Here is a 26,142-nt window from a genome sequence, read left to right as displayed (position 1 = left end):
GGGGCCAATTGTATTTCAGAATAATTAGTTGCATCATTCCAATCTGGATGCACCGCCAATTCTTTCCTTACATAAGCTTGATTTGGATGAGGCTCTAAGTTACCCAACCTCCGGTTGCTCGTCCTTGACCATGCGCGCGATAGACAGTCATTCCATCAGGTCCAACTACATTACTCTCTAATGGTGTACCAGGCATACATGGGTTAGAGTTCTTAGGTGCCGGCAGTAGTTTTGCTGGATCAGTTATTGGTGCACAATCCTTCCCAGTCAACCCCAACGGATCAACCCAATTCACCGGATTCGGCGCATATTGCTAGCCGTTGACTCCGCCTTCCAACCCTATCGAATCCTGATGAATAAACCGCCCTGCATTAGGATCGTAATACCGGTTCAAGTTGTAGTGCAAACCGGTTTCTTGGTCGTAATACTGGCCTTGAAAGCGTAGCGGGTTGTCGATGGCTTCGACGTCCGCCAGGGCCAGGTTGCCGTAGGCGCGGTAGCGGGCGGACCAGACTATTTTACCTTCGCTGTCGGTCAACTCCCGAGGCGTGCCGAGATGGTCCAGATGGTAGGTGGTGCCGCTGGCTTGGGTGTTGTCTTGTTCGCACAATGCCAAGGGCCGGAAGCTGCCGGGCTCAAACAGGCAGGTGCGGCTACGCTGGCTATCGGTTTCCGCCAGCCGGCGCGGGCCATCGTATTGAAAGCGGGTTTCGCCTTGCGCGGTGTGTTTGGCGATGCACCGGCCCAGGGCGTCGTAGCGGTATTGCGTCGTGCCATTCGGCGTTTCGGCGCGGACCAGACGGTCCTCGCTATCGTATTGATAGCGGGTGACGATGTGATCGGCCTTGCCGCGGTTTTCTGGGTAATCACGCAAATGAGGACGAAGCGTTCCGAATCAGGGTTTGACTACGAATTAACTCCTTATTACCACATACGATTCCGCTAATCAGTGCGCACTATCCCCTAATGCCCCCAAAAACTTAGAAAACTTATCCCAAAACTCGGCATCAAACACACTGTCAGTCTCAAGACCTAGTTCTTTGCCCAAATCAAAGTATTCACGAATATCGCCCACCCAATCCATTCATCCTAATGTCATCAGATCAATAAACAAGCCTTCGAATGCCATTTCGTATTCATCATGATCCAGGTAATGCAATACTGCGTCGATTGATTTTAAATCAAGATTTGGCTTGTTCGCGTCCAGCAAACGCCGAAGCAAGTTGTTCGCCCTTAAAAATATTTCTTGCCCGTTCATAGTTATGGTGGATTGGGAATAACATTTGTTGGGTAAGCGGCGGAAATCTGCGCACCGTATTTCAACCCCATCCAAAATGCCTATCGCATATGGGGAATCATATTTCCCTATCCCCATCGCCGATTTGGGATCTGTTGCGACATCTGACACTTCCTTCAGAATTGTCTCATCGTTCCATGACGGCGGAAATTCTGTATTCCCGGACTTACCTGCGCCAGCTCTGTGCAGGTTTAAGATACGCTCTTTTCTATCACGGTATACGTTGGGATTCGTTACCTCAATGGTTTCATACTATATGCCTTGATCAGTTATCTCCACGTCCGAACATTTGAGCTTTAACTTGACCCAATCACCTTTCTTAAGATCAGACTTTCCAGATTCAATCATAATTATGCAATCCTGAGATAATCGATAACAAGCCATACCATCGTCTTCAATGGATTCTATAGTTCCATTCATAATCACAGAGGAGCCCTCTAACATTAACCGATATTCATGATCATGATCATGATCATGATCTGACCCGCCCAGCCGCACCTGATCTATAGATTTCTCTATATCAATTTCAACATCGTATTGATAGGTCTTAGAAGGTGCTTCCGAGCTCGCCCAGGTGGCCATGCCATTTCCTAAGCTAGAACAGAAGAAAATAACTGTATTGCCATCTGATTTTTTAATATCAGTTATTGTAATTTTCACTTGGGGTTTCTCTATAGCACATTCTCCACTTTATCCGGGCGCCATGTTTCCTGGTGATAGTGGAGTTTATTTGGCTTACTATTCATTTCATATTCACCGAGCCTTGTATTATCTACTTGAGTTTTCAACATATAGCTTTTTGCAATATAAGTCAGTCGTCATAAAGAGCGGCTATAAACTCATCAAAGGAGCCGCATACATATATCTTCTCGGCTGTATCTGCGGTGAAAAGATAAACACGTTCATAGTCATCATCCAGCAGTGATATGTAAAATATGTTGCCACCAGCATCATTGGCGAAAGGCACAAAGCAACCAACGGGCTCAGGTCCCCGCATATCCCGAACTAACCTCTCGATAGGTAGGATTCCATATTTAATAGGGATAAATCCATCAATTGAAAATACGTGTTTGCTTCCCTTCACATAATTCGAATCCGGAAATCCTCCGTTGTTTCTCAAATAGTGAGCCTTCAATGAAGTAGGCAGTTTTCTTGAAAAGCTTGATTCAAGCTTAGAAAACTCTTCTTCAGTAATGGCTCTTTCAGTGTCGCTCAATCGCTTCATCTATATAACCACTATCCTCGATAAGGAAATGTATGTTTTTCGCCTTCATTGATAATCGTCGCTTCCGTCTTGTAATTCTAGCGGATCCTGATGGATCAACCTTCCCGCATTAGGATGCTTAATACCGATTCAGATTTTAATGCAAATCGGTTTCTTAGTCGAAATACTGGCCTTGAAAACGTAGCGAGTTGAACCAGTAAGCGGGCGAAGCTTTTTGATTCAATTTGGAGATACATCCTTTCGTACAATTGCGCCTTTAATCGTGCACAGATTTTACAAATTGCACATTTTCGTTATGCGCCATATTTTCTAATTGTGAAAGGACAGTTGAAAAATCTAATTGGCGACCATCCATTTTTATTTCAATACCTCCGTCGGTTTGTAGCCTTATTTGAGCGATTTTTTTCTAATTCAAAAAACAAAATATTCCCCTCAATTGATATTTTAGTAATTCCACCATAATGCGATCTTGACTGATCATCAACTTGAATATGCATTTTATCCATCCCCATTTTCTTGTCTTGCTCGTTATATTTATTTGATTGTTGAATAAGCACAAACCGAGAAGGATCAAGCTCATCATTAGAAAACACAACCATGGTCATATAACCATCGTCTGACGACGACGTATTGCCTCATAGAAAAAGGTAACCGAAGTATCAGAGTCGTTGCCTCACATTAGAGGTAACCTGGACTTGTGAAAAAATGAGTTTCAATTGTTGCTCAATGGCGGCCTTAAGAGCAAATGGATTGAGTTTGGCATGATGTTCCTGGAGAGTCTGTTTGGTGGTTTCCGGAATGTCAGGATGATTGATCACCCGTTGGTAAGGGGTTTGCGGGGCATGGTATTTTTTCACGACTTTGGCGCCGTCTCGGTGTTTTTCTGAAGTTTCAGACTGGGGCAGAAATGATTCTGCAAAGGGCACCAAAGCGTGCTGTAGACCGCGTTCATCAACGGCACCAGCGCGGCATTATCCAGCCGGTCGTAGCCGAATAATTGCCTGGCGTGAGTCCAGTTTTTCTGCTCGACGTGGGCATTGTCGTTTTTCTTGTAAGGCCTGGAGCGGGTAAACGCCGGCTTTTGCGGGTGGTCGGTGAAATAGCGAACCAGGTGATGATTGAGAAATTCAGAACCATTGTCGCAATCGAAGCCTTTCAAAGGGAATGGCAACAGGTTCTCGATGGCCTGAATCTGTTCCAGGATACCTTGCGAGCCTTTATTCCAGGTGGCCCGGCATTCGGTCCAGCCGGTGACAATGTCCGTCATCGTCAGGCTCCAGACGAAATCTCCGGCCAGCGAATTGCCACAGTGAGCGACAGTATCGGCTTCGACAAAACCGGGCTGGGTCTCGTCCCAGTAATGAGTTCGGATGGGAATCTGGGTTTTCAACAGAGACCCGGGTTTGGTGCCGGACAAGCCTTTGGGGTGCTGGACGCGCAAGGGTTTGAGCAAGCGATCCAAGGTCGCCGCCGAAACCTTTAGCAAGTCGGCACGAACCTGATCGGAGAGTGAGCCGTACTGCGCTTCGTAGTGCGGTAGCCAGATCGGTATCGCTGCTTTCAGGCGCTTGCCGCACAGTTGATCGCTAGCGAACCAGATGCGCTTCAATGGCTCCAGCAACACCTCGGCTTGATATTTCCGCTTGGGGCCGGGCCGTTTGCTAGGCGAAGCGGTTGGCTTGGCTTTTCGATTCAGCAAACGAATCGCGTACTTACGGGCGTAGCCGCAGACTTCGCAAAACTCGTTCAGGATCGTTTGTTTCGTGGCCCTATCACTTTGTCGATAACGTTTTTGGATGGCGTGTAAATAGGCTCGTCGTTCGTGTTTTCCCATGGTGGTAACCCGCTTGATTTCGGTTACACACAATGTGAGGCAACGACCCGTTTTTAATGACCCCTTGGGTTACTTTTAATTTGAGGCAATTCGGACGAAAATACGTAATTCGCGCAAAAACTATAAACCATAGTATCCTCCAGCATTAATATCCAAGGCCAAATTATCTCAGGTGCGGCAGCGCTGACGATCAGTTTCCACCAGCAGGCTGCGGACTAGGCGGTGTCGCTATCGTACTGGTAGCGGGTGACGATTTGACCGGCTTTGCCGAGTTTTCATTCGATCAGGTTGCCGACCGGACGTGCACAAGGCTTTGCGGATGCAGGATTTCGCTACGAATCAGAATGCTTCCATGCGTATGATTTCGCTCTCGCTCATCGTACCTACACGAGTTAGCGCCAACTGGCTTGTTCATATTGTAGTGGTCAACTTTTTTCGGACAGCCAAATAGGTTGTTGATCTGCCATTTTCATTTCATAGCCATTGGGCGGCAGGTAGCCCAGTGACGAATGCAAGCGCCGACTGTTGTAGAAATTGACGATATAGTCGGTCACGTCGCGGCTGGCTTCGGTATGGTTGGCATATTGGCGACGCCAGACGCGCTCCATTTTCAGATTGAGAAAGAAGCGCTCCATCACCGCATTGTCCCAACAGTTGCCCTTGCGACTCATGCTGCCTTGAAAGCCATGGCGTGCCAGTAAATCCCGGTATTCGTGACTGGCGTACTGGCTGCCCCGGTCGGAATGCACGATCAGGCCCGGCGGCGGTCGGCGCTGGGCGATGGCAATCTGCAAGGCCGTGCAAACCAGCTCCGCCGGCATGTTGGGCGCCATGGCCCAGCCCACGATTTTGCGCGAATACAGATCCAACACCACCGCCAGATACAGCCAGCCGCTCAGGGTCCGAATATACGTGATGTCCGAGACCCAGGCACGATTAGCCTCAGTCTGTTCAAACTGGCGATCCAGCACGTTCTCGTACACCGGCAGATTGTGATTGCTGTCGGTGGTATGCACGAATTTGGGCTTCCAGATCGGCTTGAGCTGGAGTTCCTTCATCAGGCTGCGCACACGATAGCGGCCGATCTCAACGCCCTGTCCCGCCAATTCTTTACGCAGACGGCGACTGCCATAACATTGACCCGTGGCGTCAAACAGGCTCCGCAGCCGAACCCGCGTGCCGCAAAGCGCTTGCGGCTGCCGAACGCGCCGTCGGGCCGCATACAGTCCAGATCGACTGACGCCCAGCAATTGGCAGCTCTGTTGTACGGTGACGGCCTTCTCTGCTGTTAGCTGCTGAATCACTTGGTGTTTCATCGCAGTTCTCTGGCAAAGAAGGCCGAAGCCTTTTTGAGCAGTTCGTTATCCGAACGCAGTTGCCGATTTTCCTGTTCCAGCTGCCGAATCCGCTGCTGGTCCGGGGTTAACGGCTTGCCCATACCCGGCTGACCGGATTGCTCCGCCTGCACCTGCTTCAACCAGCGACGCACCGCCGTCTCACCCAGTTTGAGTTCCTGGCAAACCTGAGCCACCGTCAGTCCTTGCTCCTGGATCATCTTCACTACTTGCAGCTTGAACGCCGCATCAAAACTTCGTCTTTCTTGTTTCATTAGGTTCACCTTCTAGATTGATAGTTTATCAACCTATCTCGGTGTCCATTATTATTAGACCACTACATATTGGTTGATGGGCTTATGGGTGATCAGGTATAAATAAACTTCTTACCGAAGCATCACGAGTCGGACTGTAGAAGGGAAGAAGGCTCGCTTCACTGTCTGATATGGCAGATTCATTTCCTAAAACATCAATTTTCTTCCATGCGTTAGGATGTCCATAGACGAACGATACATTGTCGGTATCGCTCATCCGAAACCCATCATGATAGGCAATAATCTGCCAATCACCTTCCAGACGCCTGTCAAATAAGCTGTAGGAGTCTACGATAATCGGCGAACCTAGACGTTTTGCTTGCCCAATCAATTCAGTTGTAACGGACGGAGATTTTAGGACTTTGTCAAATATCTCTACAACGTGCCCAATATCTACTTTTGCTAAAACTCTACCAAACCCAAAGTTTCCCTCATAAAGCTTAAACACAAAAATATCACCGCACGTAATAAAACGTAACATTGTGCGAGACTTTGGTCCCCACTCTTTGACATTAGATAATTTCATCCGCAGTTACCTCCATTTAGCGCTCTCATCTTTGCCTTTGGTAGGCGGCGCCGGCTTGGGTGTTGTCTTGTTCGTGCAGCGCCAAGGGCCGGAAGCTGCCGGGTTCAAACAGGTAGGTGCGGCTACGCTGGCTATCGGTTTCTGCGAGCAGGCGCGGGCCGTCGTATTGAAAGCGGGTTTCGCCTTGCGCGGTGTGTTTGGCGATACGCCGGCCCAGGGCGTCGTAACGGTATTGCGTCGTGCCATTCGGCGTTTCGGCGCGGATCAGGCGGTTGTCACTATCGTATGGTAGCGAATGAGATTTGGCCGGCCTTAATTTGGCCCGCTGTTCCGAGCGTTTCTTCGCTCAGGTTGCTGTCCCGGAATAATTGGCTAGTTGATTTGCTGCTTCAACTCTTTGTAATGCCCGAACCAATACATAAAGTTATCTCGATTCACGCCATCTTTTCCTGTCCAAAAATCCACGGGGTATTTCCAATCCGAACTACGTGTCTTTCTAGGAGCCAAACTTATATTCACATATCTATGCAACAGTCCTTCGTGACTTGGTGTTTGCAAAACGCCACAATAGCCAAGTGTTTCGAGGAGAACTTTTATCTGCTCCTTGGTCGCTTTAAAAGATAGAATATTTTTTAATTGCTTTTGAAGAGTTGAAATTGTAGTTAATTGATCTGTCCGTCTGATTGTCTGCAAAATGCTTCCAAATATTTCGAAATCCAAAGTATTTGGATATACATCAGACAACTTTTGATGCTGCAAAAGAAAAAAACTAATCTCAGCTGGACTTCCAGAAAATAATCCGCCACAAAAAAAGCGCAAATTGTTAAGCGCGGAAAGATCTACAACCCTTTGCTTTGGATAGGAGCACAATTTGCAATAGTGCCCATCCAGCATGTCAAATTGGTGATGAGGAAATGTCTGCATGATCGCATATGCCGCCAATCCACTCCGATAATCAAGTCTGTTGCTACTAAGACTAGCCAAAAAAAGATTAGTAAAATGTTCCTTGCGGCAATCGGAAAAAATCTCAAAGCAAGCCCTGACGGCTTTGTCATGGTCAATATTCTCCTTATCGAACATTAGTCCTTTATCCTTTGCATATATGAAATCAGCTTGCAAAGTATCTTCCGGGCGAGTCACATTATACTTGCGCAATATATGGAGCGCTTTTTCATCTACCTCATTCATACAACTACTTCCCACATTCGGTCTTTATTGGTTTAAGGTCGCTCACGCGATTAACTCCATTTTCTTTTAGATGTGTGTCTGCCGTGTCCATTCTAACAGGCTGGTGAAAAACTCGAAAAGCCAAGTAAGCTAAGGCATAGATGAGCGGCCAACTGTTAAAATAGGCTACCTAAATTTGGAGCCTTTCAATGCGCGGACACGATGCCATTCAAAACAGCTGGTTCAGCTATGTTAGCCTGGAAGACCGTATTCCCAAACAGCATCCGTTGCGTCGTTTACGGCTACTGGTTGATGGCGTATTGGCCTCAATGGATGCCGTCTTTGCCGAGCGTTACTCGCACACAGGCCGTCCCTCGATTGCCCCTGAAAAACTGCTGCGCGCCTTGCTGTTGCAAGTGCTGTACACCGTTCGCAGTGAGCGTCAGTTGATGGAACAACTGGACTACAACCTGTTGTTTCGCTGGTTTGTCGGTCTGGGCATCGACGACGCCGTGTGGGAACGCACAGTGTTCAGTGCCAACCGCGAACGCCTGCTGTCCGAAGCCCTGAGTCGCGAATTTTTTGAGCGGGTACTGGCCATAGCCGAATGGCAAAATCTGGTGTCCGACGAACACTTCAGTGTCGACGGTAGCCTCATTGAAGCCTGGGCCTCGCACAAAAGCTTCGTCAAAAAAGATGGTAGTGGTCCCGATAAACCCGCCGGCCGCAATCCCGAGATCGACTTCAGTGGCGAAAAGCGCAGCAACGCCACCCATCAAAGTACAACCGATCCCGAAGCCCGGCTTTACAAGAAAGGCGAATACACCGAGGCCAAACTGCGTTACATCACCCATGCCTTGTCCGAGAATCGCAACGGCCTGATTGTCGATGTCGAAACCACTCAAGCCACCGGCACCGCCGAAATCGAAGCCGCGCAAAAAATGATCAAACGCCGCGTGCCCCAAGGTGGCAGCGTCAGTGCCGACAAAGGCTATGACCAAGCGGCGTTCGTCAACGGACTCGAGTCCCGTGATATCAAAGCCCATGTGGCCCGCAAAAAGATTGGCAGTGCCGTCGACGGCCGCACCGCGCGCGGCAAAGGTTACGCCCAAAGTCTCAAGCGCCGCAAAATCGTCGAAGAAGCCTTTGGCTGGGTCAAAACGGTCGGCGGCCTGCGCAAAACCCGTCACATCGGCTTAGCCAAAGTCGCGGGTCAGGCCTTGTTTTGCTTTGCCGCCTACAACCTGACGCGCATGCTCAACCTATTGGTGTTCACGCCGAAACCGGCGTGGAGTGCACCCGCCTAGGGTGAAGTTCGCCTGAAAACCGTCCACAGACGGCTTCAGGCGAATAAAAAGCCCTTGAAACCGGGGCAAAACGCTTGAAACTCGATGTCATGACCGATTTCAACTCGAAAAAATCACGAACATCGTGGGTAAGGGGAAATATCGGCGGGTTTTTCACCAGCCTGCTAAGGCGGCCTTGCACCGAGTTTTGTTTAACTTCAGATATGCCATTAATTTTATTACCCCTCACATTCGAGCTTCCTCGGCCTAATAATTCATTTTCTGCGATACCACGTTGCTCAATGCCTCTAACCGTATCATAAGGCGTTCCATTTGGCGTAACCTGTGATATTTTGTCTCCTGCGCCAAATCTCATCCCATCCGCGCCTTTGGTTCTGGAATGACGCCCCATCACATCTGCCAGAGTCTCATTATCAGAGGCACGGCCATGGTAATAAACTTCTCCATTAGGGGCTGTTGCCGTTTCACATCGGTAACCATATAAATGCACAAGCCAGGGCGATAGCACCTTCAAAATTGCGTTTTAGTTTGTCATATCGGGTGGCAATAGCTCTAAAATGTTTCAGTCGCGCAAATACGTTTTCAACGAGGTGGCGATATTTATAGAGACACCAGTCCATTTCCTCATTCCCGACTATTGAATTTTGTTTTCTTGGGATGATGGGGACTGTGCCTTGGTCTCGAATTTGAATCCGTAACGGCTCGCTGTCATACCCTTTGTCTGCAATCATGTAGCCCGCCTGGGGGAGCTTGGCCACAAATTCCGGCGCTTCTTTGCAGTCATGTACTTCGCCCCCCGTAATCGAGAACTGGATGGGAAGTCCACCGGCATCAACCGCCATATGGATTTTGGTCGTGTTGCCTGCGACCGATTTCCCGATGGCTGTTGGATTTTCATGGGCGCCGCCGCTACTGTGTTGATGGGCTTTAATAATGCTGCCATCAATAAATAGCCATTCCAAATCAGGCTCAATCACTAGCGCTTGAAAGATACCCCTCAGCTTTTCTTGCAGTGACCAGGCATTGAAGCGCTTGTACACGGCATTCCACTTGCCAAAAGCGACGGGCAAGTCTCGCCAAGGGCAGCCAACACGCAAGCGATAAAAAATCCCTTCGACCGTTTGCCGAAGACCGGGTTTGTCGTAAATGCTGAAACTCAACATAATCGTTTTTAGCTTTTCCCAGTGGGTATCTGTAAGCAGTTGGCGTGGCATTCGCTAGTTATCGTTTGATTGAAAACTCAATCAATATGGCTCGCCAATCGATTTTCAAAGGGATTATGACAAAATGGCAACAGCCCCTAGCGTTTGTTAAAAATAATTCCAATCTAAACCCAAAGGATCAATCCAATTAAGCGGATTTTGCACATATTGGTATAGGTTATTCCCACCTTCCAACCCAATCGGATCCTGATGAATAAACCGCCCGGCATTCGGATCGTAATATCGGTTCAGGTTGTAATGCAAACCGGTTTCTTGGTCGTAATACTGGCCCTGGAAACGTAGCGGGTTGTCGATGGCTTCGACGTCGGCCAGGGCCAGGTTGCCGTGGGCGCGGTAGCGGGCGGACCAGACGATTTTGCCTTGGCTGTCGGTCAGCTCCCGAGGCGTGCCGAGATGGTCCAGGTGGTAGTGGTAGGTGGTGCCGTTGGCTTGAGTGTTGTCTTGTTCGTGCAATGCCAAGGGCCGGAAGCTGCCGGGTTCGAATAGGTAGGTGCGGTTGCGCTGGCTGTCGATTTCCGCCAGCAGGCGCGGGCCGTCGTATTGAAAGCGGGTTGCGCCTTGTGCGGTGTGCTTAGCGATGCGCCGGCCCAGGGTATCGTAACGGTATTCGCTGATTCCTTGCGGCGTTTCGGCGCGAATCAGGCGGTTGTCGCTATCGTATTGGTAGCGGGTGACGATGTGGCCGGCCTTGCCTCGTTTTTCTTCGATCAGGTTACCGGCAGTAAGCGAGCGAAGCTTTTTGATTCAAGACTTTGAGGCGAATCACTACGTTTCCATGCATTCGATTGGGCTTACTCTAACGTAGCTGCGCAGACTTAAGAAAGACTCTTCCAAAATCCCTCGATCCTTCTGTAAGGCATGCCTCGATCCTCAAGCGCTGGTAATCTATGTACTTTTATCTGTTTACTTATAGTCCCGTCGTGATCCTGTTTTATCAAATTCCCAACAGTGTTGATCCATTGGCTGATACTTCCAATTATATTAAGGTTGATTCCAGATTTTGCCTCAATGGCAGAAGCAGCTTCTTCCAAGGTTGAAACATAGTAGTCCCCGTCTCCAAGCGAGCTTCCAACTATAATTAAGTCACGTAACGTATTGGGAAGGTAACCACGCCCACAACGTTGAGCTTCCATTACATGATCGAAAAATATTCCAAACGTTATCGGTTCACAAACAACTTTAATTTGATTCTTGAAATCCCGGATATCAACATCCGCTGAAACGCCATATTTCAGTGGTTTGTAAACCCCTCTAACAAGTAAAGGAGTCGCATATGAAAATGTTATTGTCGGCGAAGACACCAATAGATTATGAAAAAAGAAGGTCGGCTTATACGCCTTTGGATCACGAGTTGTATCCAAGCAAATTCCTGAGAGGACCCCACCATTTCGCTGGATAAGGAATTGATCCTTCCATTTCTGGTACAGCGGAAAATACGCGCTCCACTCTTCTAACAATTCTCGCTTTTCTTTTGTAGTTGCCATTGTTATGGGTTGATTTCAGTTTGCCTAGTGACATTTGGCAGATTATTTAGATTCCGATTCAGCTGTCTGGTAGGAATCCCTCTGCCAGGATTGATGGTAAATTTATAGTCAAATACGTCCCCTGTGACTGGATCATAGACATCAGGACGCTAACTACCTGGCGTGCCCCCTAGGTACTTGAACGCCACCAAGGTATGATTGCTCGGTGACTAAATTCTGCCTTTGTCCGGTCATCCGCTGATAACGATTCATAAGTTTTTCAGCGTAGGTGTGTTTGTGCGTTCCCGCTACTGCACCGGTACCACCAACTTTCTGTTCAGATCTTCGAGCTATCTCAGTGATAAATTGTTCATCACTATAATTCGAATACCCTCCAGCATTAGCCCCTCCTGCGCAATCTTTTCCTGTCAGTCCCAACGGATCAATCCGTTTCACCGGATTCGGCGCATACCGGTAAACGTTAGCCCCACCTTCTAAACCTATCGGATCCTGATGAATAAACCGCCCCGCGTTAGGATCGTAATATCGATTCAGGTTGCAATGCAAACCGGTTTCTTGGTCGTAATACTGGCCTTGAAAACTTAGCGGGTTGTCGATTTCCTCAATATCTGCCAGGGCCAGGTTGCCGTAGGCGCTGTAGCGGGCGGACCAGAGGATTCCGCCATCGGTATCGGTCAGCTCCCTGGGCGTACCGAGATGGTCCAGATGGTAGTGGTAGGTGGTTCCGCTGGCTTGGGTGCTGTCCTGCTCGTGCAGTGCCAAGGGCCGGAAGCTGCCGGGTTCGAATAAATAGGTGCGGCTGCGCTGGTAGTCGGATTCCGCCAGCAGGCGCGGGCCGTCGTATTGAAAGCGGGTTTCGCCTTGCGCGGTGAGTTTGACGATGCGCCGACCCAGGGCGTCGTAGCGGTATTGGGCGGTGCCTTGCGGCGTTTCGGCGCGGACCAAGCGGTTATCGCTATCGTACTGGTAGCGGGTGACGATGTGGCCGGCCTTGCCGCGTTTTTCTTCGATCAGGTTGCCGCACGGGCGAGGAAGAAACTATCTGATTTGGGATTTGGCGACGCTTCCTTGCTTACGATTACGCTGACACTAATCGTACCTACGCGGGCTGATACTCGTATAAATTTGGTGGGAGCCCTCCTATGCGTGATATTAGAATTGCTGGTGAAGTTTCGTCACACAAAAAACAGTCCTTGTCGAAAGCCTCCACACCAAGCGAACGCAAGTAGGAACCTAACATCTCTATCGTAAAACGTTCTTTCAGAGACTTACGCGAATACGCAGAAATATCTTCGAAATCAAACGGCTCACCACTCTGTCCAAACTTCCACTTACCACCATCATTAGCCGCAAAAATAGTTCTGCGGGCTGTTCCATCTTCGTTGTAGACCTCCAAAATTGACGCGCCGAAATAACCGCGACTTTCAGGAAGCACTATACTCGGCATGGTATGCCGCTGAGCGACCACACGTAGCGCTGGCCGTCTACATCTGCCAGCAAGTACAGCCATTGGTCCAGCAGCATCGGTTCCGCGCCATCCATTGTCAAAAAATACCGTCCAACCAGACTTCGACGTCATGAACAAAAATCTCGTCGCAACCGGGGAAGTAAATGGTAAAAGTGATCGAAAAGCAACATCGACTCCCCCAACTATATCGCCAATTTCCAGACGACTATTCAAGGGCTGCAAAATAGGCTGCTGCCATTCAATAAACTCATCAACAACCTGGTTTAACGGCATATCAATCAGTCCACACGACGAGGTGATGGGTTCCAAATGTCTATTCGCAATCATATGTTTAATTTTGGGTTCTAAGCTCAACTGAACCAGATGGGTCGTTGGCTCGTATTCTCACTTCGTGAGCCGGACCGCGTGTAGAACTGGATGTATCGAACTCAATATATTCGCGCTGACCAGCAGGACTAGTTTCTTGAACATCAGGACGATTTGTTCCAACACGCACGCCTTCCGCATTTACTTGCTGCTGATTGACGCGAATATCTCTATAGCCTGCCTGCTGCATTCTTTGCACTTCAGCTTGCGCGGCGGCATTTTGAGTAGGACTTCTGCCAATCGGCCTATTAGTTGGTAAAGCTGCGGGTGGTGTCGGGTTAACATTTACGTCCTGAGGTAACCTTCCCCCGCTACAGTCTTTCCCGGTCAATCCCAACGGATCAACCCAATTCACCGGATTAGGCGCATACCGGTAAACGTTACTTCCGCCTTCCAGCCCAATCGGATCCTGATGAATAAACCGTCCGGCATTCGGATCGTAATAGCGATTCAGGTTGTAATGCAAACCGGTTTCTTGGTCGTAATACTGGCCTTGGAAACGCAGCGGGTTGTCGATGGCTTCGACGTCGGCCAGGGCCAGGTTGCCGTAGGCGCGGTAGCGGGCGGACCAGACGATTCCGCCATTGGTATCGGTCAGTTCCCTAGGCCTACCGAGATGATCCAGGTGGTAGTGGTAGGTGGTGCCGTTGGCTTGGGTGTTGTGTTGTTCGTGCAGCGCCAAGGGCCGGAAGCTGCCGGGTTCGAATAGGTAGGTACGGCTACGCTGGCTATCGGTTTCTGCGAGCAGGCGCGGGCCGTCGTATTGAAAGCGGATTCGCCTTGCGCGGTGTGCTTGGCGATGCGCCGGCCCAGGGCGTCGTAGCGGTATTGCGTCGTGCCATTCGGCGTTTCGGCACGGACCAGGCGGTTGTCGCTATCGTATTGGTAACGGGTGACGGTTGACGATTTGGCCGGCCTTGCCGCGTTTTTCTTCGATCAGACCGTGGACGAGGCTTTCTGATTCAGGACATCACTGCAATCAGCGCTTCCATGCGTACGATTACGCTGACGCTAACAGTATCTACGCAGGCTATATTTTCAGAACCATACACCGCATCGCATCAGGTACATGGAATACCGACGCAATTACATTGTTAGCAAAATCAGGTTTGGGGGAATTTAGGTTGGGGGGCGACCGCATGGATGCATGAGTAGGGGCAATACCGGGGGCGATTGCCGAGACGACAGGAATCCCAACACGACGACATTCGAGCCACCGGCGACTATCAAAACCACGACCGTCAGCCCACAAAATCACCATCCAACAGGCAAGGCCGAACCCGCCAAAATGTTGGGGTTCGTTACCTCACCCCAACCTACAACTCTCACGTCGTAACACACGTCGAAATGCGTAAACTGGTTTGACAAGGCATTACGATTATGACGATACCATTTCTGATCGACAAAAGCCTACTGCAACAACCTTTGTACCTTCAATTAACTGAATCGGAACACCGTCGGTAAGATGGCCATAGTCGATCCGTGGATGGTAGATAAGTTCTATAGACACGACGACAAACTCTCCAAACATCGCCCCACTAGGCACCTCATTGATTCGAACCGCTAAATCTTCAGCAACTAAGCCAGTTCGCAAGTACGGAGCGTAACCGCTGCCGACAGGCATCGATATCCGCCCCCCTTCGCTATAAGGCTTGAACCTGACTTCAACTAAAACGTAAGGTTTTTTTGAGTTGTAGCTTGTAGCGCTCATTTTGGAAGGATATTTACTGTGTTAAACCATTCATAAAACTCGGGGCGCTCGTAAACATCAATACCGATGGCTTCCCCCCTCAGGATCAACGTGTTGATACATTTCACCAAGTTTTTCGGTTGGAACATCAATAAAAGTCTTAGTGTATTCCCGCTCAGGATTTGCCTTAATAAACTCGTCAACACTAGCTTCATCAAAGGCAAAACGTTTGAAAGTAGAATTCGGATGGATATTGTAATCACCATATTTCTTTACATCAGCCAATTCCTCTGGTTCGACCGCCCGCCACAATCTTGTCGTAGAACTTGAACAATCTTTACCAGTTAACCCCAACGGATCAATCCAATTTACCGGATCCTGTGTATAACGATAAACGTTGGCCCCACCTTCTAAACTAATCGGATCCTGATGAATAAACCGCCCGGCATTCGGATCGTAATACCGGTTCAGGTTGTAATGCAAACCGGTTTCTTGGTCGTAATACTGGCCTTGGAAACGTAGCGGGTTTGGGATTTGGCGACGTTTCCCAGCGTACGATTACGCTGACGCTAATCTTGCCTAAGCGGGCTGCGTAAAAATCGCGGGTCTATGCGTTCGTTGAGCCCAAGGCACTCCCTATCATAGTAATAGACAGTGTCATAATTAACGCTGATGTCTGCTGAAACGACTATTACCTGAAAGCCAGCATCGGTGTTAAATTGGATGCTGATACTAGGTGACTCAACCGCATATTTATCAACTATATGCTTAGAAACACTATCTTCAGCACATGAAATTATATCGCCACCAGAAGGGTTAGAGCCCCAAGACATCGGCCCTTGAAAGTAACGGAGCCCGAGAAAGTCTATTTCTATTAAATGGTAATAGCACAAATCAGTGCTTCCCACTATCTTAAGCTGTCCCTCTTCCAGGCTTAGAACTTCAAAGTCTAGCCAATGCTCAGAGGAAAATTTTCTATTTATTTCAAGTAAGTTGTCACTATAATCGGCCATAATGCTGCTAAGGAATAGGTGTCAGAGGAATTGGAATATGAGTTGCAGATGCGGCTACGTTTGCTGCGGGATTCACTGGCGCAGTTTTGAGAAAACTGGTGGGATACCAGTTCCCGGCGGCATCGCCATACTCCCACCCAGATCCTTGCCCGTTGGCGTTTAAGCCCTGTGAACGTCTAGCTACCCGATAGGTCGTGCCGGTAGCGGAGTTGCTTCCCGGTGGAGCCTTAGAATCTGGCCCATGTATCCTAACTTCATAATCATATCCGTTCTCAGACCATTTTTCTTTGAACCCAGATGGATATTGATCACCAGATTTATAACCTTGGCGTTTAAGCGCTACGTCCAGATGCTGCTTGCATGTCAATCCGAAAGGATCCACCCAATCGATTGGATTCGGAGCATATTGGTATAGGTTATTCCCACCTTCCAACCCAATCAGATCCTGATGAATAAACCTTCCGGCATTTGGATCGTAATACCGGTTCAGGTTGTAATGCAAACCGGTTTCTTGGTCGTAATACTGACCTTGAAAGCGTAGCGGGTTGTCGATGGCTTCGACATCCGCCAGAGCCAGGTTGCCGTAAGCGCGGTAGCGGGCGGACCAGACGATTCTGCCATCGGTATCGGTCAGCTCCCTGGGCGTGCCGAGATGGTCCAGGTGGTAGTGGTAGGTGCTTCCGCTAGCTTGGGTGTGGTCCTGCTCGTGCAGCGCCAAGGGCCGGAAGCTGCCGGGTTCGAATAGGTAGGTGCGGCTGCGCTGGCTATCGGTTTCCGCCAGCAGGCGTGGGCCGTCGTATTGAAAGCGGGTTTCACCTTGCGCGGTGTGCTTGGCGATGCGTCGGCCTAGGGCGTCGTAGCGGTATTGCGTCGTGCCATTCGGCGTTTCGGCGCGAATCAGGCGGTTGTCGCTATCGTACTGGTAGCGGGTGACGCTGTGGCCGGCCTTGCCGCGTTTTTCTTCGATCAGGTTGCCGGCGACGTCGTAGCTGTAGTGGCGGTCGCCCATCATCAGCAAGCGGTCGCCTTCGACGCGGCCGGTTTCGGCGCTGGCGCCCAGCAGGTTGCCGGCCGGGTCGTGGACGAAGCTTTCCGGGCTGAGGCCTTCGCTGCGGATCAGGCGGGCGGCGGGATCGTAGTGGTATTGGCTGCGGCCCTGGCGCAGGTCGTCCAGTTCGCGGAGTTTTCCGGCCGTATCGTAGCTGTACTGGCGACCGATCAGCGGCGCCTGGCCCTTGCCGGCGACACGTTGCCGCAACAGGCGGCCCAGCGGATCGTAGTCGTAGTCGGTGTTGAGTGGGCCTTGACTGCGGCCGATTTCCCGGCCCAGATCGTCGTAGCGGTGGCTGGTGAGGGTTTGGCCGTCGAATTCGATGCTGTCCAGGTAGCGCTCGCCGAAACGGTAGTCGATGCGGTGCCGGTCCGGGGTTTCGGTGTGGATGCGCCGGCCCAGCAGGTCGTATTTGTGGCGGACGATGGCGCCGTTCTGGTTTTCCTGGTTGATCTGGCCCAGGGCGTTGTAACCCAAAAGCACCAGGCTGTCGGCATTTTTGGCTAGTTGCAAGCGGCCCAGCGGATCGTAGCCGTATTGGCTCAGACTGCCGTCGGCGGCGTGTTTTTTCATTAAGCGGCCGAGACGGTCGCGTTCGAAGCGAGTGACGCTCCAATCGCCGTCGGCGCCGGGTTGCAGATAGGCTTCCAGCGCGCCGGCGGCGTTGTAGCGGTAGCGTTGGATGCGGCCGTCGAAGCCGATTTCTTCGATGAGGTTTTCGTCGCGGTCGTAGTTGAGGCTGTAGGTTTCGCCTTTGGGGTTGATCAGGCCGATCAGGTTGCGTTCGCTGTCGTAGCGATAACGCATTTCGTGGCCCAGCGGATCGATGCGGGCGGTGGGTTGGGACAGGCCGTCGTCGTAGCGGTATTCGGTGGTGTGGCCCAGGCCATCGATGTAATGGGTCAATAAACCGGCGGCGTTGTAGCGCAGTTGCACGGTGCTGCCGTCCGCGTGTTGCACTGCGATAACGCGGCCGGCCGCGTCGTAGCCGTAACGGGTGGTGCGTTTGTCTTGATCGACGATGGCGACGATACGATCATCATCGTCGTATTGGTAGCGGGTCTTGATGCCCTCAAAGCCGATCTCGCCGACCAGGCGCAACTGTTCGTCCCACAACAGTGAGCGGGTGCGGCCCAGTGCATCGGTGATACGCACCGGCACGCCTTGGGCGTTGTATTGGTAGTGGGTGACCGCGCCGTTGGCGGCGACGGTTTCCTCCAGACGGCCGCCTGCGTCGTAGCGGCGCAGCCAACGCTGATCCAAGGCATCGGACACGCCGACCAAACGGCCTTCCTGGTCGTAGCTAAAGCGAGGCTAAGTCCTGCGGACGCCAGTCATTAGAAGTAGTGGCATCGTTGCACAAGCATTTCGCTTATTGAATTTCACATCCTATGCAAATGGGGATGTGCAATATTTTGAATATATTAATGGCCTCGGCACATCAGCTATTCCGTCAAAATATTTCGCAGGCATGTTAGGCGTTAAGTTATGGGGTATCAGGTATAAATAAACTTCTTACCGAAGCATCACGGGTCGGACTGTAGAAGGGAAGAAGGCTCGCTTCACTGTCTGATATGGCAGATTCATTTCCTAAAACATCAATTTTCTTCCATGCGTTAGGATGTCCATAGACGAACGATACATTGTCGGTATCGCTCATCCGAAACCCATCATGATGGGCAATAATCTGCCAATCACCTTCCAGACGCCTGTCAAATAAGCTGTAGGAATCTAAGATAATCGGCGAACCTAAGCGCTTTGCTTGCTCAATCAATTCAGTTGTAACGGATGGAGATTTTAGAACTTTGTCAAATACCTCAACAACGTGCCCAATATCTACTTTTGCTAAAACTCTACCAAATCCAAACTTCCCCTCATAAAGTTTAAACACAAAAATATCACCGCACTTAATAAAACGTAACATTGTACGAGGCTTTGATCCCCACTCTTTGACATTAGATAATTTCATCCGCAGTCACCTCCATTTAGCGCTTTCATCTTTGCCTTATAATTATTTTCAAAGTCGGCCTGTCGAGTTGGATCACGGGTCGTATTCTCATGATCGAATGAGTTGACTTTATTACCTCGATTCGTGCCTGATATTTCTTCTCCAATCCTACCGGTCTTTGTTTCATATTGCTCCATATAAGCTTGTTCATAACCTCGCGCTTGCCCATAAGTTACATTTCTGTCCAAAGGACGTAAAGTTGCTCCATCAGTTAAACGTCCAGAATCCAAATGCTCTCCTCCTCTCCTGGTGAGATCGTTAGAAATTCCTACGTAATATGGTTTATCCGCTCCTTTGTCGAACAGCCCGTACACACTATAGCCAGACGTGCTTTCGTGAACCCATCCAAGTGGATCAATCCAATTCACTGGATTTGGGACATATTGGTAAAGATTGCAGCCTCCGGCCAACCCAATCGGATCCTGATGAATAAACCTTCCGGCATTTGGATCGTAATACCGGTTCAGGTTGTAATGCAAACCGGTTTCTTGGTCGTAATACTGACCTTGAAAGCGTAGCGGGTTGTCGATGGCTTCGACATCCGCCAGAGCCAGGTTGCCGTAAGCGCGGTAGCGGGCGGACCAGACGATTCTGCCATCGGTATCGGTCAGCTCCCTGGGCGTGCCGAGATGGTCCAGGTGGTAGTGGTAGGTGCTTCCGCTAGCTTGGGTGTGGTCCTGCTCGTGCAGCGCCAAGGGCCGGAAGCTGCCGGGTTCGAATAGGTAGGTGCGGCTGCGCTGGCTATCGGTTTCCGCCAGCAGGCGTGGGCCGTCGTATTGAAAGCGGGTTTCACCTTGCGCGGTGTGCTTGGCGATGCGTCGGCCTAGGGCGTCGTAGCGGTATTGCGTCGTGCCATTCGGCGTTTCGGCGCGAATCAGGCGGTTGTCGCTATCGTACTGGTAGCGGGTGACGCTGTGGCCGGCCTTGCCGCGTTTTTCTTCGATCAGGTTGCCGGCGACGTCGTAGCTGTAGTGGCGGTCGCCCATCATCAGCAAGCGGTCGCCTTCGACGCGGCCGGTTTCGGCGCTGGCGCCCAGCAGGTTGCCGGCCGGGTCGTGGACGAAGCTTTCCGGGCTGAGGCCTTCGCTGCGGATCAGGCGGGCGGCGGGATCGTAGTGGTATTGGCTGCGGCCCTGGCGCAGGTCGTCCAGTTCGCGGAGTTTTCCGGCCGTATCGTAGCTGTACTGGCGACCGATCAGCGGCGCCTGGCCCTTGCCGGCGACACGTTGCCGCAACAGGCGGCCCAGCGGATCGTAGTCGTAGTCGGTGTTGAGTGGGCCTTGACTGCGGCCGATTTCCCGGCCCAGATCGTCGTAGCGGTGGCTGGTGAGGGTTTGGCCGTCGAATTCGATGCTGTCCAGGTAGCGCTCGCCGAAACGGTAGTCGATGCGGTGCCGGTCCGGGGTTTCGGTGTGGATGCGCCGGCCCAGCAGGTCGTATTTGTGGCGGACGATGGCGCCGTTCTGGTTTTCCTGGTTGATCTGGCCCAGGGCGTTGTAACCCAAAAGCACCAGGCTGTCGGCATTTTTGGCTAGTTGCAAGCGGCCCAGCGGATCGTAGCCGTATTGGCTCAGACTGCCGTCGGCGGCGTGTTTTTTCATTAAGCGGCCGAGACGGTCGCGTTCGAAGCGAGTGACGCTCCAATCGCCGTCGGCGCCGGGTTGCAGATAGGCTTCCAGCGCGCCGGCGGCGTTGTAGCGGTAGCGTTGGATGCGGCCGTCGAAGCCGATTTCTTCGATGAGGTTTTCGTCGCGGTCGTAGTTGAGGCTGTAGGTTTCGCCTTTGGGGTTGATCAGGCCGATCAGGTTGCGTTCGCTGTCGTAGCGATAACGCATTTCGTGGCCCAGCGGATCGATGCGGGCGGTGGGTTGGGACAGGCCGTCGTCGTAGCGGTATTCGGTGGTGTGGCCCAGGCCATCGATGTAATGGGTCAATAAACCGGCGGCGTTGTAGCGCAGTTGCACGGTGCTGCCGTCCGCGTGTTGCACTGCGATAACGCGGCCGGCCGCGTCGTAGCCGTAACGGGTGGTGCGTTTGTCTTGATCGACGATGGCGACGATACGATCATCATCGTCGTATTGGTAGCGGGTCTTGATGCCCTCAAAGCCGATCTCGCCGACCAGGCGCAACTGTTCGTCCCACAACAGCGAGCGGGTGCGGCCCAGTGCATCGGTGATACGCACCGGCACGCCTTGGGCGTTGTATTGGTAGTGGGTGACCGCGCCGTTGGCGGCGACGGTTTCTTCCAGGCGGCCGCTGGCGTCGTAGCGGCGCAGCCAACGCTGATCCAAGGCATCGATCAGTTCGACCGGACGGCCTTGTTTGTCGTATTTGACGCGCTGACTAAAACCCAGCGCATCGGAGACGCCGATCAGACGGCCTTCGTTATCGTAGTTAAAGCGGGTGACGCCGCCGTCCGGCGCCACGGTTTGCGCCAGTTGGTTATCGGCATTGTAACTGTGGCGGGTTTCCCGACCTTCCGGGCTACGCTCGGAAAGCAACAGGCCTTGCGGATCGTGCCGATAAATCGCGACGCCGCCGCGCGAGTCGATGGCATGACTGACGCCGTCCGGCAACCATTCGAAGCGGTAGTCGTAAACGCCGTTATCGCCCCAGTTGTGCAAGCATTTGCCTTGCGGCGTGTCTTGATCCCATTCGAAATAAAAGTTAAAGCCGCTGGCCAGGGTGCGGCGGGCGACGACATGATTGCGGTAGGCGTAGGTTTCGCCTTGATCGAGCCGGTCGCGAGCACCGATTAAATCGCCTTCTTCGCTATAAAGATAATTTACCAGCGGCTGGCCGGCCGCTTCGAATCCGTTTCCGCTGCGCTTGCCGGGACGAATGGCGACGACGCGCCGGCCTTGCCGTTCCAGCAGTAAATGCTTATTCCAACTGGCGGAGATGCGCTCGACGTCGCCGTTGGCGTCGCGGTGAAAATACAGGCTTTGGCCCTGGCTGTTGTGCCAGGCCCGCAGAGGGCAACGGCCAGACCGACCGGTGAAGGTTCTTGCTAAGCCGCTAGGATCGACGATGCGATACTGGCCGTTTTCCCGATACAAGCGCAGTTGTTCGGATATATTAATGCTATGAGCGCCCGGCTTCGGTAACGGCAATTCGACACGCTGGCCGTCGGCATTACAAAAGGTGACGGCCTCGCCGATCTCCAGCCATTCGTCCAGCGGCGTCAGCCACCCGTAACCCAGTTGCCGGTCGATGTCGGACTGGCCGCTTCGATAGAAACGCCGCCATTCCAAAGGCAGCGGTCCGTCCCAGGTAAAATCCACCTTTTCCAGCATTTCCTCGCCGGTCACCATGCTGATTGGGCAGCCTTTAGTGACGCATTGGCTGCCAACCGGTTCGGCGGGTTTACTGGAAGTTGCGGGACCTGCAGCTTCTCCCTCCGCCGCCGCACCCGCGCGAGCCGGCGCTTTACCGGATGCCGATTTGCCGGTTGCTTGCGATGGCGTTACTGCTTCCGAGGCGGCTCCCGATTCGCGGGCCAAACCTTTTTTTCCGCGTAAAGAACGCACTTTTGCCAACAGCGCGACGAAGGCCGCAACACCGATCACCGCGATGGCTTCCGCCAGATGCGTGGCAGCTTCGTCTAGATCTTGTTCGCTTCCGGCAGTGGCGGTGATCGCCAAAAATTCGCCCAGGTCGCGGGCGACGCCGAATACCGCGAGCCCGAACATCAGGATGCCGCCGACCAGCATCAGAATATCGACGATTTCGCCAACGCCAAACACGTGGGCGCCAGCCCAAATAACCAATGTTGCGGCCATGATCGCCAAGCTTTCCGGACTGAGCAGCGCCTCAAACTCGCGGCGCATACTGCCGGGCAGTTTGGGTGCGGTTAAACGCAAGGCTTCGGAAAATTTGCGCTCCAGCGTCCAGCTCCCCACCGTTTCCACCGGTATCGGCATAGGCATATTAGGTGCGGGAGCCGATTGGACCGCGCTAGTACTGGCAGTTGCGGGTGGCGGTGGAGGCATCGGCGCTGCGACTTTCGCTTTATCACCCTTCAGCAGATAAAACCAGGTGTCTTTACCGACGATACCGTCCGCGTTAATGCCGACACTTTGTTGATACTGGCGCACGGCATTCGCGGTAGCCTGAGCAAACCGCCCATCAAGGACCAAGTTTGGCGATGGACTAATACAGGCGTTAAGTAAGCCTTGCAACTGCCGAACCTCGGCACCTTGCGAGCCCGGCTTTAATGTCGGTAAACCGCTACGAGTCGCTACTATGCGCGGTGCTGCCTTGGCCGGTTGGCCGGGTAATACGCCTATGGGTGTCGGCCGTGGCGTAGCATCGCGGATCGTCGTGCCGGCATCGATGTTGCGCGGCCGGATCTCGGAGCCCGTTGGCCTGGGATCTTTCCATCCGGCCATCTATACCTCCATCCAGGCACACGCTGTAGTCTGGATGGACGCATTGTCGTCGCGACCCAGCTCGACGCCGGCCCGGCGTCCCTTATCCCTGTAATATTCCAGCATTATCCTTACTCTATCCGGTTGGTTTCGCGCGGCGGAAAAATGATCATCAGTTGATCATCACCATCCCGCCTTTAAGGGTCAGCATGCCATCGCCACTCACCGTGGTCTGCAAGCCCTTCAATTCGGCCTGGGTGTCTGCCTGGATTTTAACGGTCATGCCTTTGATCGTGACGCCACTATTGTCGATTTTGATGCTGTTGGAGCCCACTTTAAGCTCTATGGACTGCCCGGCTTCTTCGGAAATGCTGCCGGCGTTGACTTTGACGGTCCGGTTCCCTTGGGTGACGGTCAAACTGTCGTTGCCTTTGTCGATTTCCACGGTGTGATTGCCGGTCTTGACCGTCAATTTGTCGTTGCCTTGGTCCAGCGTGATGGTGCGGTGATTGTAGATGTCCACGGTTTGGTCGCCGGCATCTTTTTTCTCAAAGCCGATTTTTTGCACGTCGTTGTTTTCAACAATGCGCGTAAAGTTTTTCTCGGCGTGCATGTAGAGCTCTTCGCTACCTTTCTTGTCTTCGAAGCGAATTTCGTTGAAATTTTCAGCGGCCCCATTTGGCGTGCTGCGGGTTTTAATCCCGCTTTGGGTTTTGTTGGCATCTAAGCTATAAGGCGGCATTTGTTGGGCGTTATACACGCGCCCGGTGATGATGGGGTTATCCGGATTGCCTTCCAGAAAATCGACGATCACTTCCTGGCCGACGCGCGGAATAAACATCGACCCCCAGTTATTGCCGGCCCAAATCTGCGCAACCCGCACCCAAAATGAGCTATTTTCATTTTTTGTGCCAAGCCGATCCCAGTGAAATTGCACCTTAACCCGGCCATATTGATCGGTCAGGATTTCGTCGCCGCTGCCGCCGACGACTATGGCGGTTTGCACACCCTGCACTACCGGCACACGGGTACGCCGCGGCGGACGGTAGGCGTATTCGGTACTAATAACGGAATAGGTACATTGAAACTCGTCCATGCCGCCCGCTTCGGCGATACCGTAGTCGTTGTTTTGGATCTGGAATTGGGTGGATACCGTCAGATATTCACGGTTTTGATCGGCACGCGGAAATTCCGACAAGGTGAATTTTTGTCCTACCGCCAGCGTGCGCACATTGCCGAGCGCAACGGTTTGCTCGTGCTCCGCGCGTAGCTCTTCCATGCGCAGGCGTGAGTATCGCTCACCCTCGCTGTCTACTTTGAACTCCCCCGGATAGTCGTAGACGGTTTTGCTGGCTTGAGCATGTTCGCCAGGCAAATCTTTGACTTTGTCCAAAGGCGCGGTTGTCGCCTCGAAATCGAAATCCTTTAAGCGGTAACTGCCGGAACGAATTTGCCGTCCAAGCCGCCATTCATAAAAATGCTCCTCGTCGCGCCCGCCCTGGTTTGCGGCAGGGTAGTATTTGACCGTGGCCGGTGTCGCTGCCGCCAACTTGGTAATGTCGTCGCACAACACCAGCGAATGAATGCTGTCGGTATGCGTGAAGTAATAGTAGATACCTTCTTCTTCGAGCAGCCGGCTAATAAAATTGAAGTCGGTCTCCCGATACTGCACGCAAAAATCGCGGGGCTGGTAGGTGGTGGAAAACTTTGTCGTTACGTCGGTATAACCATGCTCGGCGAGGACAGCCTTGACCATGTCCGGTACATTTTTGGTCGCCGGCGCCGGCGATAAAACGCGACAGTTACTGGCTTGCGTCAGTAACCAAACTTTCGGATGCACAATAGCTCGGTAGAAATACAGGTCGCCGAGCATACCGAATTGGTTAATCTGCGTGACAATGCCGTTGAACGGGCGTAGCGCACCGTTATCCAGTTGCAATTTGACGGTAATGCTGGTGCCCAAGACCGTTTGCAGATCAATATCGCCGTTCTCGCTCAGCAATTCCAACTCGTACTCGAACAAACTGCTCAATTGTTCTTTACCAGTCATCCGATACAGCACAAAGGTATCCGCACCGGCGGCTGTCACCACCGAAGCGGTGCGAGATTCTTGAGAAAGTGGCATGGTGAAATCCTAACGCTAAAACGATAATTTTGAGATAAAGCCGGCGTCAGCCACCGATCAGTACCGTAGGGTAACCGAGAATAATGGTGCCGCCATGGGCGCACATATCACCCATCCTGGCGGCCGGCATGTTGGCTATCATCACGGTTGCCGACCCTTTTGCGATGGTATCTGGCGGCCCAACACAGACCAACATATCAGTCGCGCGCGCCGCAGGCATATTGCCTATCATGACGGTCGGCGCACCGGGGCCGCTGATCGGTCCGCCGACATGCGGGACCGGTCCCGTAAACATCGGGCAAACATGCATATCTGTTAATCGTGCGGCCGGCTGTCCCAT

28 protein-coding genes and 1 pseudogene are annotated in these 26,142 nt (G+C 52.0%); 4 read left to right on the top strand and 25 right to left on the bottom strand.

Going from position 1 to position 26,142, the window contains the following annotated elements:
* Positions 1-313: 313 nt before the first annotated feature.
* The 9 genes and pseudogenes from ACWAU0_RS08870 to ACWAU0_RS08830 all read right to left on the bottom strand — a co-directional run bounded on the left by ACWAU0_RS08870 (position 314) and on the right by ACWAU0_RS08830 (position 6,530).
* Positions 314-874: an RHS repeat domain-containing protein gene (locus ACWAU0_RS08870; RefSeq protein ID WP_458138948.1), complete on the bottom strand. Its 561-nt coding sequence runs from the start codon at positions 872-874 to the stop codon at positions 314-316.
* Between the two features lie 210 nt (positions 875-1,084).
* A complete protein-coding gene (locus ACWAU0_RS08865; RefSeq protein WP_458138946.1) occupies positions 1,085-1,258 on the bottom strand; it encodes a hypothetical protein in 174 nt (57 codons plus the stop codon).
* 291 nt (positions 1,259-1,549) lie between these two features.
* The gene (locus ACWAU0_RS08860) at positions 1,550-1,957 is read right to left on the bottom strand and encodes a hypothetical protein (RefSeq protein ID WP_458138945.1); all 408 of its coding nucleotides are present in this window, start codon (positions 1,955-1,957) and stop codon (positions 1,550-1,552) included.
* Positions 1,958-2,108: 151 nt separating this feature from the next.
* Positions 2,109-2,513, bottom strand: coding sequence for an SMI1/KNR4 family protein (locus ACWAU0_RS08855; RefSeq protein ID WP_458138944.1), 405 nt, complete (start codon positions 2,511-2,513; stop codon positions 2,109-2,111).
* Positions 2,514-2,884: 371 nt separating this feature from the next.
* Positions 2,885-3,130 (bottom strand): annotated as a pseudogene (locus tag ACWAU0_RS08850) (Imm10 family immunity protein); the annotation flags it as partial.
* 51 nt (positions 3,131-3,181) lie between these two features.
* Positions 3,182-3,379, bottom strand: a complete 198-nt coding sequence (locus ACWAU0_RS08845) for a hypothetical protein (protein WP_458138942.1) — start codon at positions 3,377-3,379, stop codon at positions 3,182-3,184.
* Positions 3,376-4,356, bottom strand: a complete 981-nt coding sequence (locus ACWAU0_RS08840) for an integrase (RefSeq protein ID WP_458138941.1) — start codon at positions 4,354-4,356, stop codon at positions 3,376-3,378. Before ACWAU0_RS08840 ends, ACWAU0_RS08845 begins: the two co-directional genes overlap by 4 nt.
* Positions 4,357-4,781: 425 nt before the next feature.
* Positions 4,782-5,965 (bottom strand): IS3 family transposase gene (locus ACWAU0_RS08835; RefSeq protein WP_458137018.1). Its coding sequence is split into 2 segments (ribosomal slippage): positions 4,782-5,701 and positions 5,701-5,965, totalling 1,185 coding nucleotides; the frame shifts between segments, so codons are not numbered across the junction.
* 82 nt (positions 5,966-6,047) lie between these two features.
* On the bottom strand, positions 6,048-6,530 hold the full coding sequence (locus ACWAU0_RS08830) for an Imm26 family immunity protein (RefSeq protein WP_458138940.1): 483 nt from the start codon (positions 6,528-6,530) through the stop codon (positions 6,048-6,050).
* A gap of 31 nt (positions 6,531-6,561) precedes the next feature.
* Here ACWAU0_RS08830 and ACWAU0_RS08825 point away from each other — a divergent pair, with 31 nt between their 5' ends.
* Complete coding sequence (locus ACWAU0_RS08825; protein WP_458138939.1) at positions 6,562-6,822, top strand: hypothetical protein; 261 nt, start codon at positions 6,562-6,564, stop codon at positions 6,820-6,822.
* An 80-nt stretch (positions 6,823-6,902) separates the two neighbouring features.
* On the opposite strand, the gene ACWAU0_RS08820 is transcribed toward ACWAU0_RS08825, so the two are convergent.
* On the bottom strand, positions 6,903-7,718 hold the full coding sequence (locus ACWAU0_RS08820) for a hypothetical protein (RefSeq protein WP_458138938.1): 816 nt from the start codon (positions 7,716-7,718) through the stop codon (positions 6,903-6,905).
* Between the two features lie 188 nt (positions 7,719-7,906).
* Here ACWAU0_RS08820 and ACWAU0_RS08815 point away from each other — a divergent pair, with 188 nt between their 5' ends.
* Positions 7,907-9,004, top strand: a complete 1,098-nt coding sequence (locus tag ACWAU0_RS08815; protein WP_458138937.1) for an IS5 family transposase — start codon at positions 7,907-7,909, stop codon at positions 9,002-9,004.
* Here the strand turns inward: ACWAU0_RS08815 and ACWAU0_RS08810 are convergent.
* The 3 genes from ACWAU0_RS08810 to ACWAU0_RS08800 all read right to left on the bottom strand — a co-directional run bounded on the left by ACWAU0_RS08810 (position 8,970) and on the right by ACWAU0_RS08800 (position 10,842).
* Positions 8,970-9,359, bottom strand: coding sequence for a hypothetical protein (locus ACWAU0_RS08810; protein WP_458138936.1), 390 nt, complete (start codon positions 9,357-9,359; stop codon positions 8,970-8,972). The genes ACWAU0_RS08815 and ACWAU0_RS08810 overlap by 35 nt on opposite strands.
* Positions 9,360-9,468: 109 nt before the next feature.
* Positions 9,469-10,218 carry an IS5 family transposase gene (locus ACWAU0_RS08805; protein WP_129871393.1) on the bottom strand — a complete coding sequence of 250 codons (750 nt, stop codon included), beginning with the start codon at positions 10,216-10,218 and terminating at the stop codon, positions 9,469-9,471.
* Positions 10,219-10,314: 96 nt separating this feature from the next.
* Positions 10,315-10,842, bottom strand: coding sequence for an RHS repeat-associated core domain-containing protein (locus ACWAU0_RS08800; protein ID WP_503428548.1), 528 nt, complete (start codon positions 10,840-10,842; stop codon positions 10,315-10,317).
* Here ACWAU0_RS08800 and ACWAU0_RS08795 point away from each other — a divergent pair.
* Positions 10,768-10,983 (top strand): hypothetical protein, encoded by a 216-nt coding sequence (locus tag ACWAU0_RS08795; protein WP_458138934.1) that lies wholly within the window; start codon positions 10,768-10,770, stop codon positions 10,981-10,983. The genes ACWAU0_RS08800 and ACWAU0_RS08795 overlap by 75 nt on opposite strands.
* A gap of 59 nt (positions 10,984-11,042) precedes the next feature.
* Here the strand turns inward: ACWAU0_RS08795 and ACWAU0_RS08790 are convergent, their stop codons facing one another.
* The 4 genes from ACWAU0_RS08790 to ACWAU0_RS08775 all read right to left on the bottom strand — a co-directional run bounded on the left by ACWAU0_RS08790 (position 11,043) and on the right by ACWAU0_RS08775 (position 14,227).
* Entirely contained in the window at positions 11,043-11,711 is a 669-nt protein-coding gene (locus ACWAU0_RS08790; protein WP_458138933.1) for a hypothetical protein, read from the bottom strand.
* Positions 11,712-11,864: 153 nt separating this feature from the next.
* Complete coding sequence (locus ACWAU0_RS08785) at positions 11,865-12,692, bottom strand: RHS repeat-associated core domain-containing protein (RefSeq protein ID WP_503428547.1); 828 nt, start codon at positions 12,690-12,692, stop codon at positions 11,865-11,867.
* A gap of 118 nt (positions 12,693-12,810) precedes the next feature.
* Positions 12,811-13,533, bottom strand: a complete 723-nt coding sequence (locus ACWAU0_RS08780) for a hypothetical protein (protein ID WP_523070783.1) — start codon at positions 13,531-13,533, stop codon at positions 12,811-12,813.
* Positions 13,511-14,227 (bottom strand): RHS repeat-associated core domain-containing protein, encoded by a 717-nt coding sequence (locus ACWAU0_RS08775; RefSeq protein WP_458138930.1) that lies wholly within the window; start codon positions 14,225-14,227, stop codon positions 13,511-13,513. The genes ACWAU0_RS08780 and ACWAU0_RS08775 overlap by 23 nt, the downstream gene beginning before the upstream one ends.
* Before the next feature lie 98 nt (positions 14,228-14,325).
* Here ACWAU0_RS08775 and ACWAU0_RS08770 point away from each other — a divergent pair, with 98 nt between their 5' ends.
* Positions 14,326-14,448, top strand: coding sequence for a hypothetical protein (locus ACWAU0_RS08770; protein WP_458138929.1), 123 nt, complete (start codon positions 14,326-14,328; stop codon positions 14,446-14,448).
* 475 nt (positions 14,449-14,923) lie between these two features.
* Here ACWAU0_RS08770 and ACWAU0_RS08765 read toward each other — a convergent pair whose 3' ends face one another.
* The 8 genes from ACWAU0_RS08765 to ACWAU0_RS08730 form a co-directional block, all read right to left on the bottom strand.
* The gene (locus ACWAU0_RS08765) at positions 14,924-15,256 is read right to left on the bottom strand and encodes a hypothetical protein (RefSeq protein ID WP_458138928.1); all 333 of its coding nucleotides are present in this window, start codon (positions 15,254-15,256) and stop codon (positions 14,924-14,926) included.
* Between the two features lie 57 nt (positions 15,257-15,313).
* The gene (locus ACWAU0_RS08760) at positions 15,314-15,769 is read right to left on the bottom strand and encodes an RHS repeat-associated core domain-containing protein (protein ID WP_458139211.1); all 456 of its coding nucleotides are present in this window, start codon (positions 15,767-15,769) and stop codon (positions 15,314-15,316) included.
* A gap of 35 nt (positions 15,770-15,804) precedes the next feature.
* Positions 15,805-16,248, bottom strand: a complete 444-nt coding sequence (locus tag ACWAU0_RS08755; RefSeq protein WP_458138927.1) for a hypothetical protein — start codon at positions 16,246-16,248, stop codon at positions 15,805-15,807.
* 7 nt (positions 16,249-16,255) lie between these two features.
* Positions 16,256-18,574, bottom strand: a complete 2,319-nt coding sequence (locus ACWAU0_RS08750; RefSeq protein ID WP_458139210.1) for an RHS repeat-associated core domain-containing protein — start codon at positions 18,572-18,574, stop codon at positions 16,256-16,258.
* Positions 18,575-18,785: 211 nt separating this feature from the next.
* Positions 18,786-19,268 carry an immunity 26/phosphotriesterase HocA family protein gene (locus ACWAU0_RS08745; protein WP_458138926.1) on the bottom strand — a complete coding sequence of 161 codons (483 nt, stop codon included), beginning with the start codon at positions 19,266-19,268 and terminating at the stop codon, positions 18,786-18,788.
* Positions 19,265-23,698 carry an RHS repeat-associated core domain-containing protein gene (locus ACWAU0_RS08740; RefSeq protein ID WP_458138925.1) on the bottom strand — a complete coding sequence of 1,478 codons (4,434 nt, stop codon included), beginning with the start codon at positions 23,696-23,698 and terminating at the stop codon, positions 19,265-19,267. The genes ACWAU0_RS08745 and ACWAU0_RS08740 overlap by 4 nt, the downstream gene beginning before the upstream one ends.
* A 151-nt stretch (positions 23,699-23,849) precedes the next feature.
* Positions 23,850-25,802: a type VI secretion system Vgr family protein gene (locus ACWAU0_RS08735; RefSeq protein WP_458138924.1), complete on the bottom strand. Its 1,953-nt coding sequence runs from the start codon at positions 25,800-25,802 to the stop codon at positions 23,850-23,852.
* Positions 25,803-25,848: 46 nt separating this feature from the next.
* The gene (locus ACWAU0_RS08730) at positions 25,849-26,142 is read right to left on the bottom strand and encodes a PAAR domain-containing contractile injection system baseplate protein (protein WP_101053084.1); all 294 of its coding nucleotides are present in this window, start codon (positions 26,140-26,142) and stop codon (positions 25,849-25,851) included.

Source organism: Methylomonas sp. Uni0009 (genome assembly GCF_054188105.3).
This window is presented reverse-complemented; position numbering and strand designations above follow the sequence as displayed.

What these genes read in the sequence shown, in the direction of transcription:
- ACWAU0_RS08840 (WP_458138941.1), bottom strand. Translation starts at nt 4,356, where the DNA reads ATGGGAAAACACGAACGACGAGCCTATTTACACGCCATCCAAAAACGT.
- ACWAU0_RS08865 (WP_458138946.1), bottom strand. Translation starts at nt 1,258, where the DNA reads ATGAACGGGCAAGAAATATTTTTAAGGGCGAACAACTTGCTTCGGCGT.
- ACWAU0_RS08755 (WP_458138927.1), bottom strand. Translation starts at nt 16,248, where the DNA reads ATGGCCGATTATAGTGACAACTTACTTGAAATAAATAGAAAATTTTCC.
- ACWAU0_RS08805 (WP_129871393.1), bottom strand. Translation starts at nt 10,218, where the DNA reads ATGCCACGCCAACTGCTTACAGATACCCACTGGGAAAAGCTAAAAACG.
- ACWAU0_RS08820 (WP_458138938.1), bottom strand. Translation starts at nt 7,718, where the DNA reads ATGAATGAGGTAGATGAAAAAGCGCTCCATATATTGCGCAAGTATAAT.
- ACWAU0_RS08810 (WP_458138936.1), bottom strand. Translation starts at nt 9,359, where the DNA reads ATGAGATTTGGCGCAGGAGACAAAATATCACAGGTTACGCCAAATGGA.
- ACWAU0_RS08815 (WP_458138937.1), top strand. Translation starts at nt 7,907, where the DNA reads ATGCGCGGACACGATGCCATTCAAAACAGCTGGTTCAGCTATGTTAGC.
- ACWAU0_RS08745 (WP_458138926.1), bottom strand. Translation starts at nt 19,268, where the DNA reads ATGAAATTATCTAATGTCAAAGAGTGGGGATCAAAGCCTCGTACAATG.
- ACWAU0_RS08730 (WP_101053084.1), bottom strand. Translation starts at nt 26,142, where the DNA reads ATGGGACAGCCGGCCGCACGATTAACAGATATGCATGTTTGCCCGATG.
- ACWAU0_RS08740 (WP_458138925.1), bottom strand. Translation starts at nt 23,698, where the DNA reads ATGGCCGGATGGAAAGATCCCAGGCCAACGGGCTCCGAGATCCGGCCG.
- ACWAU0_RS08830 (WP_458138940.1), bottom strand. Translation starts at nt 6,530, where the DNA reads ATGAAATTATCTAATGTCAAAGAGTGGGGACCAAAGTCTCGCACAATG.
- ACWAU0_RS08735 (WP_458138924.1), bottom strand. Translation starts at nt 25,802, where the DNA reads ATGCCACTTTCTCAAGAATCTCGCACCGCTTCGGTGGTGACAGCCGCC.
- ACWAU0_RS08790 (WP_458138933.1), bottom strand. Translation starts at nt 11,711, where the DNA reads ATGGCAACTACAAAAGAAAAGCGAGAATTGTTAGAAGAGTGGAGCGCG.
- ACWAU0_RS08765 (WP_458138928.1), bottom strand. Translation starts at nt 15,256, where the DNA reads ATGAGCGCTACAAGCTACAACTCAAAAAAACCTTACGTTTTAGTTGAA.